Here is a 14,133-nt window from a genome sequence, read left to right as displayed (position 1 = left end):
TGCCCGGAGCCGGGACGAAAAAGCGCCTGCCCGGAAACGTCCCGGCAGGCGCTTGGTTGTTTTTTGACCTCTGTCCGGGATCAGTTGTACTCGTTCATGGCCGCGTCGGCGTAAGTGTCCTCGAGGACCTTGCGCAGACGGAAGGCGCCTTCGATCATGGGGGCCAGCTTGGGCAGACCGTCGATCTTGTCGACGTAGCTGAAGGCTCCCAGGACTTCGCCCATGCGGCGGGTCTCCTCGCTGCCGTGGCCGGTGAAGAGCACGACCTGGATCTTGGCGTTGATCTCCTTGATGCGCTTCAGGGTCTCGATGCCGTCGATGCCGGGCATCTCGATGTCCAGGACCACGACGTCGTAATTACCCTTGCGGACCATTTCCAGGGCCTCGTCGCCGGTGTGGGCCACGTCCGGGGAAATGCCGTACAGGATATTCAGACGGTCGGCGAGGATCCGGCACAGATCCTTCTCGTCGTCCACGATCAGCAGCTTCATCTTGTTCATATTTTCTCCTCCTTGGCAGATGCCGGACTTTCCGGCCCGTTGTTTTCGTTGTGCGCATGCACGGCCATGGGCACCCGTATGGTGAAGGTCGACCCGCGCCCAGGGGAGCTGTGCACGGTGATGCCCCCTCCCATGGCCTCGATGATGCCGTGGCAGATTGCCAGCCCCAATCCAATTCCCTTGCCCACCTCCTTGGTGGAGAAAAAGGGTTCGAAAATTCGCGTCAGCAGATGCTCCTCGATGCCGCAGCCCGTGTCCCGGATCGTGACCTCCATCCGGGCGTCGGCGCAAACGCCCCGCAGGGTCAGGACGGGTGCGGCAGCGTCCGCGGCGTTCGTGTTCTCCATGGCGTCCAGGGCGTTGTCGATGACGTTGGCCAGGACCTGGCCCCATTCCGACTCCGGTATGTCCACGGCGCTCAGGGCCGGGGTCCATTCCTGGACGATCTCCACCCCCAGGGCTTCGATCCGCTTGCGGCGCTCGGCCAGCAGCCTCCGGGCCAGGAGCGGCAGCTTCGTGGTTGCGCCCTTGGCGTCAAGGGCGCAGCGCAGCGTCAGCAGTTTCGAGGTGATGGCCTTGCAGCGCCCGGCCTGGTGCCGGATCAGCTCGAGGGATGACCGGAGGTCCGCACGGTTGGCCTCGGTCAGGTCCGGTTCGCGCAGGATCTCCTCGATCCAGCCCGCCTCGGTGATCATGACCTGCAGGGGGTTGTTGATCTCGTGGGCCACCCCCGTGGCCAGTTCGCCCATCGCGGCCAGCTTGGCCGTTTCGGTCATGCGCTGCCTGGAGAGGGCCTCCATGTGCCGCCCCTCGGCATCGCCGATGGCCGCGACCAGCGTGTCGATGTCGGCGGGCTTGGTCAGGTAGTCCCTGGCTCCGCCCTTCATGCCGGCCACGGCCGTGTTCAGGGTCGAGTCGGCCGTGAGCAGGATGACTTCCGGGCCCGGCCTCTCGGCCTTGAGGGCGCCCAGGGTCTCCAGGCCGCTCATGCCCGGCATGGTGATGTCGAGGACCACGACTTCGGGGTGCAGCGCGCGCGCCATCTCAAGGGCCTGCTCCCCGCCGTAGGCCGTATGCACGTCCATGCCCCTGGCACGCAGCCTTTCGGACAGCAGATCCGCGAAATCGCGTTCGTCGTCGACCACCAGTACATGGACCATGCGAACCTACCTGCCGGGCGCGTGTCCCTGGGTCACCGTGCGGATGCTTTCGAGCAGATCCTCGATGTCCAGGGGTTTTTTGTGATAGCGGGCCGCGCCGAGGTTCAGGCAGGTCTCGAAATCCTGGTCCGAGCCGTGTCCGCTGAGCATGATCACGGGCAGCCCCGGCCATGTGCCGCGGATGCGCCGCAGGGTCTCCAGGCCGCTCATGCCCGGCATGCGCAGGTCCAGCACGACCACGTCGGGTGGATCCTGGGCGATGAGGTCCAGACCGCTCTGGCCGTCCAGGGCGACCCTGGCCGCAAAGCCCCGCATTTCCAGGCGTTCCTGGAGCGTGGTCACGAAGGCCTCTTCGTCGTCGATGAGCAGAATGTTCAGGGCGTCCATGGCGTTCAATCCTGACGTGAAACGGGAAAGAAGATTTTGAGCCGCGCGCCGTCCCATTCCATCCGGCCCTGTTCGAGCAGCGCGTTCAGGTCACTCAGGCCGGACAGGTCAGGGGTGGTCCCGCTGGGCGGCGCGACGTTCAGCACGTGGAAATTCGGCCCCTCGTCAATCCAGAGGCGGATCACGCAGTCCTTGGCGCCGTTCCCGACGGCCCACTGCACGGCCCTGAAGCCGGCCATGAGGACCCAGATGGCGCCGACGGCCACGGGCAGGACCCTGGTAGCCGGGGTGAACTCGACGGACGCGCCCTTGAGGCGCACCATGCGCTCGGAGAGCAAGGCCAGGGTCCGGGCGTGCACGCCCAGATCGCAGGCTTCGAGCATGTCCGCGTCGGCGGAGTGGGCCAGGCGGCTGGTGGCTTCCAGAAGCCCCTTGCCGCGGTCGACCTGGGACGAGATGTGCCCGAGGGTCCGTTCCAGGGTGGGCTTGTGCTTGAAGTCCACCCTGGCGTTGACCTTCATGATGTCGCCCAGAAGGCCTGCCGACTCGCGGATGATGGCCAGGATGTTCTGCATCTCGTGCATGCTCATGGCCGTGACTGTCCCCATGAATCGTGTTTCGCGCGCGGCTTCAGGCATGGTGCGTTCCTTGGCCGGCGGCGACCGCTTCCGAGAGGGTGCGGATGAGCTCCTCGATGTCGAGGGGCTTGGTCAGGTAGGCGAAGGCGCCGTGGCGCATGCCCTCGATGCCGTCGCGGGTCTTGCCCTGGCCCGTCAGCATGACGACCTGCACGGCCGGGTGCTGCTCCCTGACGCGCTGCAGGACCTCGATGCCCTTCATGCCTGGCATCATGACGTCGAGAACCATGACGTGGGGCTCGGCGTCGGCCACGGCCTTCAGCGCTGATTCCCCGTCGTGGGCCACGCGGGCCGCGATGCCCCGGAGGTCGAGCCGTTCGGCCAGGGTGGTGACGAATTCGACCTCGTCATCGACCAGCAGGATGTTCCATTCGTTTATATCCATATCGTTACCCTTCCACAGAGCGTTTGGGCAGCAGGATGGTCATGGTCGTCCCCTCGTTCAGTTTGGTCTTGACCTGGATCTCGCCGCCCAGGCGCTTGACGATGCCATAGGTGATGGACATGCCCAGCCCCGTGCCTTTTTCCTTCTTGGTGGTGAAGAACGGTTCGAACATGTTCTTGGCGGTCTCTTCGGACATGCCGCAGCCGTTGTCCTGGACCGAAACCCCGATGAAGCCCTCGCTCTCGTCCCACGACCTGACGACGATCTGCCCTCCGTCGGGCACCGCTGCCAGGGCGTTGTTCAGGATGTTCAGGAAGACCTGCTGGATCTGGCCGTGGTCCGTAGGGATCTGCGGGAGGTTGTGGGCCAGTTCGCGCCTGAGTTCGACGTTGCGGTACTGGGCCTCGCGCTCCAGGAATCCCAGCGTCTCCACCAGGACCGCGTTCACGTCCAGGACCTCGATCTTGACGTCCATGCGCTTGGCGAAGCTGAGCATGCGGTGGGTGATGCCCCTGCAGCGCTCCACGGAACGCAGGATGGCTTCGATCTGGCGGCCGAACTTGTCCTTGTCCGGGAAGTCCGGGCGCAGGTTCATGATGTCGCGCATGAGCCCGGCCTTCTCGTTGATGATGGCCAGGGGGTTGTTGATCTCGTGGGCCACGCCGGCCGCCAGGCGCCCGATGGATGACAGCTTCTGCGAGTGCTCCATCTGGTGGATGGCGCCCATGCGCTGTTCGTCGCTTTCCTGCAGCCGCGAAATCAGCAGGCTCGTCACCCTGTAGACGGCCAGGAAAATGAGGATGACGCTCGAGACGAAGATGAAGAGCAGGTCCAGGCGCACCGTGTACCATGTGCTGAAGGCCGTGGGCTTGGGCTTCACGGCGACCAGGGCGAAATCCGTGTTGGCGATGAAGGCCGAGGCGATGAAATTGTTCTGCCCCTTCTGGTCCCGGAAGGACTGCACGTTGGATTCGCCGCTGGTGGAGGGCATTTCGAAGGGCAGGATGTCGAGCACCTTGCCGTAGCGGCGGGATTCCGTCTGGAGGATGCCGTTTCGGTTGACCAGGAACGCGTCGCTGCCGGGCTCCAGACCCATGGCCGAGATGATGCGGTCGAAGTGCATGGTGTCGAGGGTGGCCCGGAGGATCCAGGACCGGCCGCTCTCCGTGGTGTGCCGCACGGCGATGACCACGTGGGGGAACTTGCGGAAGCCCAGGAACACGTCGCTGACGTAGGTGCCCTTGAACTGGACCTGATGGAACCAGGCCTGTTCGGTGTAGTTGCGCCCCTTGAGGTCGTACGGGCCGGCGTAGCTGACCTGATTGCCGGCGACGTCGATGAGGCCGAGGTCCACGAACCCGGTGAACTCCCGGCGCATGACCTGGAAGATGCGCTGCAGGTTGGCGTCGTCGGAGAGTTCGTTGAAGGAGTAGGCCGAGGCGATGAAGCTCACGGCCGAGGTGCGCTCGGCCAGGAACAGTTCGAAGGAATGCTTGGCCTTGCCCACCAGGGCCCGCAGGGGAGCCTGGATTTCGGCCGCCATGGTGTTCTGGTGCTCATAGTAGTTGAGCCCGGCCAGGGACAGCAGGGGAATGAGGGTGACCAGCGCCATGAGCGAGACGATCTTGCGCCGCAGGAGATGGTACCGCTTGGGCGAATTGATCTCCGTGCCGATGTCGGCCTCGATGTTGCTGATGGGGGCGGACAGGATGTTCTTCATGCGGACTCCCCGGCCCGGTCGAAAAGGATGTCCCCGGCCTTGAGCTCGCCTGCGGCCAGACGTGGGATGACGCGCTCCAGGGGGCCCATGACCGAGTCGATCACTTCGATGCGTTTCCAGCGCAGATAGTGGAAGTATTCGTCCTCGATCCCTCCGCAGACGATGGTTCCGACATCCCTGGACAGGGCCAGGTCGCACAGTTCGTCCCCGGAGGCGTCGGCCAGCAGGAAGGACTTCCTCTGGACGATTTCCCCACTCTCCGAAATGGACAATAGCAGGGCTTCCTTGGTCAGGTCAAAGCGCGGGGCGACTTCGTCCCTGGCGATGGCGATGAGTGCTCTTCGTTCCATGGCTAGTTCCCCTCCGCGCCCTTGCGCGGGGCCTTGCGGGCCTTTTCGGCTGGACGGGAGGCCGGGCCGGCACCGGCGGAATCCACCACCAGATGGCCGGGGAGATGGCCGGTGCGGATCGTGTCGCCCGAGCAGACCATGGCCGCAAATTCCATGATGTTTCTCAGTTCGCGGACGTTGCCCGGGAAGTCGTGTTCGCTGACGATGCGCAGGGCACGGGGGCTGATGCCGGTGATCTGCTTCTTGAAGCGGGCGGCGTACTGCGACATGAAGTGGTGCAGCAGGAAGCCCAGGTCCTCGCCGCGGTCCTTGAGCCGCGGCAGGTGCAGGCGGATGGTCGAGATGCGGTGGAAGAGGTCCTCGCGCAAACGCCCCTCCTGCACGAGCCTTTCCGGCGATTCCGCCGTGGAGACCATGAGCCGCGCGTTGATCCGCATGGGTTTGGTCGCCCCCACGGGCAACACGGTCCCTTCGTCCAGGAACTGCACCAGTCTGCTCTGGTGCGGCAGGGGCAGGTCCGAGATCTCGGACAGGTAGAGCGTGCCGCCGTGGGCCTGCTGAAAGCGGCCGGGCCTGAGTTCCCCATCGTCCGCCTGGATCCGCCCGAAGAGTTCGGCGTCCAGCAGTTCCGAAGGCATCGGGCCGCAGCTGAAGCGGATGAAGGGTTCGCGCGATCTGGGCGAGGCCTTGTGCACGGATTCGGCCAGGAGATCCTTGCCCGTGCCGGTGTCCCCGGTGATGAGCACCGGGGAGTCATGCTGGGCGATGACCGGCACGAGGTTCAGGATCTTCTGCATGGCCTGGCTGCGGCCGATGAACTGGCCTTGACCCGTGGCCTGGGACAGGCGGGATTCGATTTCGCGCAGGGCGGTCAGGTCCTCGACGATGTCGAGAATGCAGACCGGCCTGTTCTCGCCGTCCCGGACGCGGACAGGCGTTATGCGCACGGGGATCTTGCGGTGGTGCCGGTTGATGCAGTCCGTCTCGATGCCCTTGTCCGCAGCTTCCTCACGCCCGTGGGGGCAGCCCTGGATGCAGGCGCGGCTGCGCAGGACATGCCTGCACGGCAGGCCGCGCACTTCCTCCCGGCTGTAGCCGGTCAGCGCCTCCAGGGCCTTGTTGAGCATGAGGACCCGCCCGTCGCCATCCAGCAGAGCCACGCCCATGGGCAGCCCGTCGAGGAGGGACGGCAGGTCCGGACACTCGCCGCGGACCAGATCTTCGATGCGTTTCAGCACTTCAGACACCGCCTAGTGCGCGCCGCCCCCGACGATGCCGGATGCGGCAAAGCAGAGCACGATGACTTCGAGCAGGGAGATGATGGCGAAGGCCATGTCTTTTTTCTTGAAGTAGGCCAGGGTGACCGGGATGTAGCAGATGATGGTCAGGCCGCCCAGGAGCGCGATGCCGACGAAGTTCAGGAAGTCGCCCTTGTTCAGCAGGGTGGCCCAGCCCCAACCGGTGGGTACGTTGTTCTGGGTCAGGTATGCGCCCACGGGCTGGGACCAGAACTTGGTCACCAGTTCCATGGAGACGTACGGATCCATGATGCCGGTGACATACAGGAGGTACGTCACGATCATGAGGGCCAGGCCGCTCCAGCATCCGTAGAAGAGGATGTTGGCGTAGGCGATCTGTTCGGCCGGGGCGTTGGTATCGGGTCTGTTCATGGTTGTTCTCCTTGCGATCTGAAAGTTAGAAGCCGAGGCCCTTGGCCAGTGCCTTGCCGCCCGCGAAGAGCAGGACGCCGATGACCATGTAGCGGATGAAGGCCGGCTTGGCCTTGGCCAGCAGGCGCACGCCCACGAAGGAGCCCATCATCAGGCCGATGATGGAGGGGATGGCCATGAGGGGGATGACGCAGCCCTGGTTCAGGTAGACCCAGGCGGCGGAAGTGTCGGTGATGGATAGCAGGAACTTGCTGGTGCCGACGGCGACCTTGAGCGGGGCGCCCATGAGCAGGTTCAGGACCGGGACGTTGGCCCAACCGGCGCCGAGGCCGAACATGCCGGCCATGATGCCGATGATGATGAAAAGCAGCAGGCCCGGCAGGGTGCGGTGGGTCTTCCACTCGACGATCTCGCCGTTGGCTTCCATGTAGGCGCCGTTGATGCCCAGAGCCAGGCCCAGGGCGTCCTGCTTGGTGACCACGGGGCGGGCCGTGTTCTTGGAAACCAGGAGCAGGATGGCGATGCCCATGATGGTGCCGCCCAGGCAGATCTGGACGACGTTGCCCGGCAGGGCCAGGCCCAGGAAGGCGCCGACGATGGCGCAGCTGGAGGCGATCAGCGCCACGGGCAGGGCCAGGCGCAGGCTCGCCAGGTTGCGTTTCAAGAGGCCCGGTCCGGCGGCCAGGGCTCCGGCCAGGGCGACGAGCAGACCGGCGCCGCGCACGAAGTCGAGGTGGAAGGGAAAAAATCCGCTGACCAGGGGCACGAAGAGCACGCCGCCGCCGACGCCAGCCAGAACGGCGATGATGCCGAGCACGAAGCAGAAGAAGAGCAGGATCGTCGGCCATGCCCACCACGGCATGGAGGACGGGGCGCCCGTCGCTTCGGCCATCTGTTTGGCCGCCTCATTGGCGATATCGGTGTTGTTGTCGGCCCAGGCCAGAGTTGCCAACAGGAGCGCGGCCAGTCCGACCCCTCCCAGAATTCGCATCCACGTTTTGTTCAGTTTCATTCCTGTCTCTCTCCAGTTTACACGGTTCCTTGCCTGAATTGTTGCCATAGCACGATGCGAAGCGCATTCGGGTTGCTGTCTTCGCAAGGAACATGCCAGTCGGGAACTGGCGGTATTTGCGCATTGACGGGGTGTCGGCCAAGGAGTAATCGGCAAGAAATTGCCGGATCGGCAAGTTTGTGCCTTTTTTCTCAAAAAGGCGGTGCGACAGAGAACTCTTCCGGTGGCCGCTTTCTGAAGCGCAGCGCCATGGAGAAAGGAAGTATTGATGTCGAAAAATCAAGGTGTTGGTTCTGAAGTTGGTCTGCGTGCGCAATCGGAGTCGCCCGGCAGAAAATTGCCGCGTGGTGCCGGGGAGCTTGAAGCGGAGATCCTCGAACTGGGGACCGAGGAGGGGCTTGGCAAGTTCGTGATCCAGTCGCGGGCCATGCGCGACCTCTATCGCCTGGCCATGCAGGTGGCCGGTTCCGACGCCACCATCCTGGTCTACGGCGAGTCCGGCACGGGCAAGGAACTTTTCGCCCGCCTCGTGCATCAGCTCTCGGGGCGCCGGGCCAAGCCGTTCATTCCCGTCAACTGCGGCGTGCTCAAGGGGGAGCTGTTCGCCGACAAGTTCTTCGGCCACGAGGCCGGGGCCTTCACCGGAGCCCAGCGGCAGCGCAAGGGCAGCTTCGAGATGGCCGCCGACGGGACGCTGTTCCTGGACGAGGTGGGCGAGATTCCTCCCACCAACCAGGTCGACTTCCTGCGCGTGCTGGAAGAGAAGACCTTCCGCCGCCTGGGCGGAGAGAGGACGCTGCCTTTCGACGCGCGCATCGTGGCCGCCACCAACCGCCTGCTGCACAAGATGGTCGCTGTCGGCGAGTTCCGGGCCGACCTTTACTACCGCCTGAACGTCATCCCCGTGACCCTGCCTCCCCTGCGCGAACGGGCCGACGACATCCCGCCCCTGGCCGAGTACTTCCTGGCCATGTACCGCCACCGCTATCACAAGCCCGACGTCCGCCTCGCCCCCGCCACCCAGGCGACCCTGTGCAAGTATTCCTGGCCCGGCAACGTCCGCGAGCTCAGGAACCTCATGGAGCGCCTGGTGCTCCTGACGGCCGAAAACGTCATCGAGCCGGGCCACCTGCCTCTGGAGATGCGCATCGCGACGGGCCTGCCCGCCGTCGAGTGCGGCCAGGGCGTCATGACCCTGGAGGCGGCCGTGCGCCAGGCCGAGGTCTCCGCCATCGTCCGCGCCTGGTCCGAGGCCCGCGGCAGCAAGGCGCGATTGGCCGAAATCCTGGCCGTCAGCCCGCGCACCCTGCGCTACAAGCTGGCCGAATACGAACTGAAGCTGGCCTGACAGGCGCGGCGTTTTCGTTCTTCCCCGCATTCGGCATCACTGTGCACCCGTGACCGCAAAACGAGGTGCGGCAATTTTTTGCCGCACCTCGTTTTGCGGTTCCTGCCGCAGCCCCATCCTATTTCCCGAAAAGAAGACTGGATTGATATGAATATCAAAATAGTAACTTAAAAATAGCATGATTTTTCTATTGATCACACGATTGCTTTGGGATATTCCGAACCTGCCAGAAAACATGACTTTCTTCAGCCGCGAGCATGAGCACCATTATCGATACGACCGATCCCTGCTGTCTCGACCTGTCTCTCCCGCTGACGGGGACGCGGGGTTCCGGCCCTATCCGGGTCGAGGAGGCAGTCCGGGCGTCGGCGAGGTTGGGGTCCGTGCTGTCCGTGACCCTCGCCTCGTCCCTGCATGGCTGCATCTTCGCCCTGTTGGCGGTCCTGGCCATGGGGCAGGGCGTGCCGCGCGGTGTCATCAGCGTGTCGTTGTTTCCGGTCGGCGTACTGTCGGGCCCTGCGTCCGGCCATGACGCAGGGAGATCAGCTGGCGGGGCGGTCGCAGGCCCGGTTGTGCCGCAGGCGTCCCTGGCCGGACCCGTGGCTCCGGCACCATGTCGGGTCGGCAGCGACGTGACGGTTCCTCCCAGGAAAAGGCCGACGGCTGCCGTCACGCGGAGTCGCCCGATGCCTTCCGACAGGCTCGCGGCTCCTCCGGGGCCCCGGGTCGAGGCCGATGGCGCTTCCGCCTCTTCCCACGCGCAGGCCGTCGAGACGGCGCAGCCTTCGCTGAGTGCGGCCGAACCGGCCCCCCACCAGGGAGCTGCCCTGAATTCCACGGCCCTGGCGACCGCGGGCGGACTGGGACAGGATTTCGGCGGGGGCGCATCAGGGCCGGGCCATTCCCCGACCGGCGGGGGGATCGGCACAGCCCCGGTCAATGCCGCCTTCGGCGACTCCGACGGTCCCCGCTTCGTGCGTCGGGTCCTGCCGCGGTACCCCGAGGCCGCCAGACGTAAGGGGCGGGAAGGGCGGGTCGTTCTGCGCCTGGTCATCGGCGCCTGCGGGGAGCTCAAGGACGCGGCGGTGGTCGAGGGCGGTGAGCATGGCTTCGAGGAGGCGGCCCTGGAGGCGGCCAGGGCTTCCGTGTACGCCCCGGCCGTGCGCGGCGGACGAGCCGTGGAGTGCGCGGCCATGCTGCCCATCCGCTTCTCCCTCAAGGGGGGCTGATGTGCGCGCATCAGTCTCATGCTCATGCCGCCCCGGCGGGCGGTCCGGATTTACATCTCAACCTTTGCGAGCGGACCATGCCGAGAATCGCGTTCTTCCTTGCTCTTTTCCTCCTGATCGCCGGACCGGCCGGGGCCCGGACCGTGACCGACGCCACGGGGCGCGTCCAGACCATCCCCGACAGCGTCGAGCGCGTGATCTGCTCGGGTTCGGGCTGTCTGCGCCTGCTGACCTATCTTCAAGCCCAGGGGCTGGCCGTGGCCGTGGACGACATCGAGGCCAAGGCCAACCGCTTCGACGCAAGGCCCTACGCCTTGGCCAACCCGCAGTTCAAGGCCATGCCCATTTTCGGACAGTTCCGCGGCCAGGACAACCCCGAGCTCATCCTTACCCTGGAGCCGCAGCCGCAGGTCATCTTCAAGACCTTTGCCACCATGGGCCACGACCCGGTGGAGTTGCAGGCCAAGACCGGACTGCCCGTAATCGTCCTCGACGCCGGCGACCTCGGCGCCGCGCGGGAAAGCTTCTACGCCTCCCTGCGCCTCATGGGCGTGGTTGTCGGGAGACACGAACGGGCGGAACAGCTCATCGCCTATTTCGACGCGCTCATCGCCGACCTGGCGGCCCGCACCGCCGGCATCCAGGACAGGCCCTCGGCCTACCTGGGCGGGGTGGCTTACAAGGGCCCCCACGGCTTCCAGTCCACGGAGCCGGGCTACCCGCCCTTCGCCTTTGTCGGTGCCCGCAATCTGGCCCACGAGCAGGGCGGAGCGGCCCGGGACGTCAGCACCACGAGCGTGGCCAAGGAGCAGATCGTGGTCTGGGACCCGGACTACCTCTTCCTGGATCTTTCGACCCTGCAGATGGGCAAGGAGGCGGGCGGCCTGCACGAACTGCGCACCGACCCGGCCTATGCGACCCTGACGGCCGTGCGCGAGAGGCGGGTCTTCGGCGTGCTGCCGTACAACTGGTACGCCCAGAACTACGAGTCCATCCTGGCCAACGCCTATTTCGTCGGCAAGACCCTGTACCCCGACCGCTTCGTGGACATCGACCCTGCGGCCAAGGCCGACGAGATCTACGCCTTCATCGTCGGCAGGCCCGTGTTCGGGGCCATGAACGAGGCCTTCGGGAACATGGCCTACACGCGGATTCCGGTGCGCTGATGCACGCCGATCACGGCCGCGTTCCCGAGGAGTACCGGCGCTACCTGGCCTGGAAGGCGGGGGTGGTGCTCCTGTCCGCCCTGGCCCTGGCCGGGTGCCTGGTTCTGTCCCTGGGCGTCGGGCCGGCCGGGCTGTCCGTGGGCGACGTCCTGTCGAGCCTGGCCGGGGTCTCGGACAACCCGCGGGTTGACGCCATCGTGCGCGGCATCCGCCTGCCCCAGGCCCTGGCGGCCATGGTCGCCGGTGGCGGCCTGGCCGTGGCCGGGGCGGTCATGCAGGCCATCCTGCGCAACCCCCTGGGCTCGCCTTTCACCCTGGGCATCTCCCACGCCGCCGCTTTCGGCGCGGCGTTCGCCGTCATGGTTCTGGATTCGGGCCTGACGACCTCGGGGCGAGTCGCCGCGACCATCACCGACCCGTATCTGACGACGATTGCCGCCTTCGTCGCCAGCCTTGCCGCATCGGGGATCATCGTGGCCATCTCGCGGCTGCGCGGGGCGCGTCCCGAGACCATGGTCCTGACGGGCGTGGCCCTGGGCGCCCTGTTCACGGCCGCGACCATGTTCCTGCAGTACTTCGCCACGGACGTGCAGCTGGCGGCCATGGTCTTCTGGACCTTCGGGGACACGTCCCGGGCCACCTGGGGGGAACTGGGGCTCATGGCCGCGGTCGTGGCCCCGTGCTTCCTCTATTTCTGGGCGGGAAGCTGGAGCTACAACGCCATGGACGCCGGGGACGAGACGGCCAGGGGGCTGGGCGTGCGCGTGGAGCGGGTGCGCATGGCCGGCATGTTCCTGTCCAGCCTGGTCACGGCCGTGCTCATCGCCTTTTTGGGCATCATCGGCTTTGTCGGTCTGGTGGTGCCGCACATGTTCCGTCGGCTCATCGGCGCGGACCACCGCTTTCTCCTGCCCGCCTCCCTGGTCGGCGGTGCCCTGCTTCTGCTGGCCTCGGACACCGCGGCCCGGCTGGTCCTGGCTCCGCATCTCCTGCCCGTGTCCGTGCTGACGGCCTTTCTCGGGGCGCCGACCTTCCTCTGGCTCATCATCCGAGGAGGCAGGTCATGATGCTCTCGGTCTGCGACCTCCATTTCTCCTACAACGGCCGATCCGTGCTGGGCGACATCGACTTCCGGCTGGAACGGGGCGAACTGCTGGCCATCCTCGGACCCAACGGGGTGGGCAAGACCACGCTGCTCAAGTGCATGAACGCCATCCTGCGACCCAAGGGCGGCGCCGTGCTCGTGGAGGACCGGGACGTCCTGACCATGTCCCCGTCCGAGATCGCCCGGGACGTGGCCTACGTCTCCCAGAAGAGCGAGACTTCGCGCCTGACGGTCTTCGATGCCGTGCTCATGGGCCGCGCCCCGCATATCCGCTGGCGCACCGGCCCCGACGACCTGCGCAGGGCCGAGGCCGTCATCCATACCCTGGGTCTGTCGTCCATGACCATGCGGCACATCGACACCCTGAGCGGCGGCGAGCTGCAGAAGGTCTGCATCGCCCGGGCCCTGGTTCAGGAGCCGTCCCTTCTGCTCCTGGACGAGCCGACCAGCGCCCTGGACCTCAAGAACCAGGTCGAGATTATGTCCCTCGTGCGCCGCGTTGTGGACGAGCACCGCATCGCCGCGGTCATGAGCATGCACGACCTGAACATGGCCCTGCGCCATGCCGACAAGGCCATTTTTCTGAAAGGCGGAACCATCCACGCCATGACCCATGTCGCCGGCGTGACCGCCGACATCATCAGCGACGTCTATGGGCTGCCGGTCGCCATCCACCATCTCGACGGCCAACCCGTCATCATTCCAACAACCTAAGGAGAGAAGTCATGTCCTGTCAGTTTCCCCAGGAACGCATCGACGCAACCATCGCCTTTCACGGGCACAGCTGCCCCGGTCTGGCCATCGGCATCCGCGCCGCCGAGCTGGCCCTGCGCGAATTGGACAACCCCAGGGATTCCGAGATCGTGGCCGTGGTCGAGACCGACATGTGCGGCGTGGACGCCATCCAGTTCCTGACGGGAGCGACCATGGGCAAGGGCAACCTCATCCACCGCGACCACGGCAAGATGGCTTTCTCCTTCTTCCGACGCGAGAGCGGTCAGGGCTTCCGGGCGCTGCTCAACCCGGCGGCCCGCAGCGGCATGGACGACGAAATGGCCGAACTGATGCGCAAGAGCGGCGACGGCTCGGCCACGGAGGAGGACCGCCGGCGCATGGCCGACCTGCGTTCCGGCCTGCAGCGGCGGTTCATGGAACTGCCCTTGGACGAGATGTTCCTCATAACGCCCATGGAAAAGGGCGCCCCCCGTCCACCGAAGATCCTGCAGAGCCTGGTCTGCGACCACTGCGGCGAGAAGACCATGGAGTCGCGCACGCGGCGCTTCGCCGGGGCCACGCTGTGCATCCCGTGCTTCCGGATGGTCGAGCAGAAGATCTGATCCGCGGCACCGCCGCCCACCCGTCGATTTGTGTCCCTGCACCGCGGCGCGCCATACGGCGCGCCGTTCGGGCGACGCGTGGGCCGGTGCGCCCAATAGTGTTACGAATATTAAAAAAGTATTTCT

Annotated in this window: 16 protein-coding genes; 6 read left to right on the top strand and 10 right to left on the bottom strand. The window is 65.7% G+C overall.

Annotated features, from left to right (window positions below; translation table 11 throughout):
- Window positions 1-80: 80 nt before the first annotated feature.
- From ACYQ3G_RS15065 to ACYQ3G_RS15020, 10 genes are read right to left on the bottom strand one after another with little or no spacing between them, the layout of a single operon-like run.
- Window positions 81-500 (bottom strand): response regulator, encoded by a 420-nt coding sequence (locus ACYQ3G_RS15065; protein ID WP_051306949.1) that lies wholly within the window; start codon window positions 498-500, stop codon window positions 81-83.
- Window positions 497-1,660, bottom strand: coding sequence for a sensor histidine kinase (locus ACYQ3G_RS15060; protein ID WP_459826984.1), 1,164 nt, complete (start codon window positions 1,658-1,660; stop codon window positions 497-499). Before ACYQ3G_RS15060 ends, ACYQ3G_RS15065 begins: the two co-directional genes overlap by 4 nt.
- A 6-nt stretch (window positions 1,661-1,666) precedes the next feature.
- Window positions 1,667-2,047 carry a response regulator gene (locus tag ACYQ3G_RS15055; protein WP_459826982.1) on the bottom strand — a complete coding sequence of 127 codons (381 nt, stop codon included), beginning with the start codon at window positions 2,045-2,047 and terminating at the stop codon, window positions 1,667-1,669.
- Window positions 2,048-2,052: 5 nt separating this feature from the next.
- The gene (locus tag ACYQ3G_RS15050; RefSeq protein ID WP_459826980.1) at window positions 2,053-2,685 is read right to left on the bottom strand and encodes a hypothetical protein; all 633 of its coding nucleotides are present in this window, start codon (window positions 2,683-2,685) and stop codon (window positions 2,053-2,055) included.
- Window positions 2,678-3,070, bottom strand: a complete 393-nt coding sequence (locus tag ACYQ3G_RS15045) for a response regulator (RefSeq protein WP_156902440.1) — start codon at window positions 3,068-3,070, stop codon at window positions 2,678-2,680. Before ACYQ3G_RS15045 ends, ACYQ3G_RS15050 begins: the two co-directional genes overlap by 8 nt.
- Before the next feature lie 4 nt (window positions 3,071-3,074).
- Window positions 3,075-4,790 carry a sensor histidine kinase gene (locus ACYQ3G_RS15040; RefSeq protein WP_459826978.1) on the bottom strand — a complete coding sequence of 572 codons (1,716 nt, stop codon included), beginning with the start codon at window positions 4,788-4,790 and terminating at the stop codon, window positions 3,075-3,077.
- Window positions 4,787-5,140, bottom strand: coding sequence for a NifB/NifX family molybdenum-iron cluster-binding protein (locus ACYQ3G_RS15035; protein ID WP_028576685.1), 354 nt, complete (start codon window positions 5,138-5,140; stop codon window positions 4,787-4,789). Before ACYQ3G_RS15035 ends, ACYQ3G_RS15040 begins: the two co-directional genes overlap by 4 nt.
- A 2-nt stretch (window positions 5,141-5,142) precedes the next feature.
- Entirely contained in the window at window positions 5,143-6,378 is a 1,236-nt protein-coding gene (locus tag ACYQ3G_RS15030) for a sigma 54-interacting transcriptional regulator (RefSeq protein WP_459826975.1), read from the bottom strand.
- 12 nt (window positions 6,379-6,390) lie between these two features.
- Window positions 6,391-6,810, bottom strand: coding sequence for a DUF1634 domain-containing protein (locus tag ACYQ3G_RS15025; RefSeq protein ID WP_459826973.1), 420 nt, complete (start codon window positions 6,808-6,810; stop codon window positions 6,391-6,393).
- A gap of 25 nt (window positions 6,811-6,835) precedes the next feature.
- Window positions 6,836-7,822, bottom strand: coding sequence for a sulfite exporter TauE/SafE family protein (locus ACYQ3G_RS15020; RefSeq protein WP_459826971.1), 987 nt, complete (start codon window positions 7,820-7,822; stop codon window positions 6,836-6,838).
- A 337-nt stretch (window positions 7,823-8,159) separates the two neighbouring features.
- On the opposite strand from ACYQ3G_RS15020, the gene ACYQ3G_RS15015 reads away from it, so the two are divergent.
- The 6 genes from ACYQ3G_RS15015 (at window position 8,160) to ACYQ3G_RS14990 (ending at window position 14,007) form a co-directional block, all read left to right on the top strand.
- The gene (locus tag ACYQ3G_RS15015; protein WP_459826969.1) at window positions 8,160-9,170 is read left to right on the top strand and encodes a sigma-54 interaction domain-containing protein; all 1,011 of its coding nucleotides are present in this window, start codon (window positions 8,160-8,162) and stop codon (window positions 9,168-9,170) included.
- A gap of 257 nt (window positions 9,171-9,427) precedes the next feature.
- Window positions 9,428-10,399: an energy transducer TonB gene (locus ACYQ3G_RS15010; RefSeq protein ID WP_459826967.1), complete on the top strand. Its 972-nt coding sequence runs from the start codon at window positions 9,428-9,430 to the stop codon at window positions 10,397-10,399.
- Window positions 10,400-10,476: 77 nt separating this feature from the next.
- Window positions 10,477-11,565 carry an iron ABC transporter substrate-binding protein gene (locus tag ACYQ3G_RS15005; protein WP_459826965.1) on the top strand — a complete coding sequence of 363 codons (1,089 nt, stop codon included), beginning with the start codon at window positions 10,477-10,479 and terminating at the stop codon, window positions 11,563-11,565.
- Entirely contained in the window at window positions 11,565-12,632 is a 1,068-nt protein-coding gene (locus ACYQ3G_RS15000) for a FecCD family ABC transporter permease (RefSeq protein WP_459826963.1), read from the top strand. The genes ACYQ3G_RS15005 and ACYQ3G_RS15000 overlap by 1 nt, the downstream gene beginning before the upstream one ends.
- A complete protein-coding gene (locus tag ACYQ3G_RS14995; RefSeq protein WP_459826962.1) occupies window positions 12,629-13,384 on the top strand; it encodes an ABC transporter ATP-binding protein in 756 nt (251 codons plus the stop codon). Before ACYQ3G_RS15000 ends, ACYQ3G_RS14995 begins: the two co-directional genes overlap by 4 nt.
- Window positions 13,385-13,395: 11 nt before the next feature.
- A complete protein-coding gene (locus ACYQ3G_RS14990) occupies window positions 13,396-14,007 on the top strand; it encodes an FmdE family protein (protein ID WP_459826960.1) in 612 nt (203 codons plus the stop codon).
- Window positions 14,008-14,133: the final 126 nt, after the last annotated feature.

The organism is Desulfomicrobium salsuginis (genome assembly GCF_054657795.1).
The sequence above is the reverse complement of the archived record's forward strand: the minus strand, read 5'-3'. Positions and strand labels throughout refer to the sequence as shown.

Excerpts from the sequence above, each read along its gene's own strand:
- ACYQ3G_RS15000 (WP_459826963.1), top strand. The coding sequence starts at position 11,565 with ATGCACGCCGATCACGGCCGCGTTCCCGAGGAGTACCGGCGCTACCTG.
- ACYQ3G_RS15010 (WP_459826967.1), top strand. The coding sequence starts at position 9,428 with ATGAGCACCATTATCGATACGACCGATCCCTGCTGTCTCGACCTGTCT.
- ACYQ3G_RS15025 (WP_459826973.1), bottom strand. The coding sequence starts at position 6,810 with ATGAACAGACCCGATACCAACGCCCCGGCCGAACAGATCGCCTACGCC.
- ACYQ3G_RS14990 (WP_459826960.1), top strand. The coding sequence starts at position 13,396 with ATGTCCTGTCAGTTTCCCCAGGAACGCATCGACGCAACCATCGCCTTT.
- ACYQ3G_RS15035 (WP_028576685.1), bottom strand. The coding sequence starts at position 5,140 with ATGGAACGAAGAGCACTCATCGCCATCGCCAGGGACGAAGTCGCCCCG.
- ACYQ3G_RS15060 (WP_459826984.1), bottom strand. The coding sequence starts at position 1,660 with ATGGTCCATGTACTGGTGGTCGACGACGAACGCGATTTCGCGGATCTG.
- ACYQ3G_RS14995 (WP_459826962.1), top strand. The coding sequence starts at position 12,629 with ATGATGCTCTCGGTCTGCGACCTCCATTTCTCCTACAACGGCCGATCC.
- ACYQ3G_RS15050 (WP_459826980.1), bottom strand. The coding sequence starts at position 2,685 with ATGCCTGAAGCCGCGCGCGAAACACGATTCATGGGGACAGTCACGGCC.
- ACYQ3G_RS15040 (WP_459826978.1), bottom strand. The coding sequence starts at position 4,790 with ATGAAGAACATCCTGTCCGCCCCCATCAGCAACATCGAGGCCGACATC.
- ACYQ3G_RS15005 (WP_459826965.1), top strand. The coding sequence starts at position 10,477 with ATGCCGAGAATCGCGTTCTTCCTTGCTCTTTTCCTCCTGATCGCCGGA.
- ACYQ3G_RS15020 (WP_459826971.1), bottom strand. The coding sequence starts at position 7,822 with ATGAAACTGAACAAAACGTGGATGCGAATTCTGGGAGGGGTCGGACTG.
- ACYQ3G_RS15045 (WP_156902440.1), bottom strand. The coding sequence starts at position 3,070 with ATGGATATAAACGAATGGAACATCCTGCTGGTCGATGACGAGGTCGAA.
- ACYQ3G_RS15065 (WP_051306949.1), bottom strand. The coding sequence starts at position 500 with ATGAACAAGATGAAGCTGCTGATCGTGGACGACGAGAAGGATCTGTGC.
- ACYQ3G_RS15055 (WP_459826982.1), bottom strand. The coding sequence starts at position 2,047 with ATGGACGCCCTGAACATTCTGCTCATCGACGACGAAGAGGCCTTCGTG.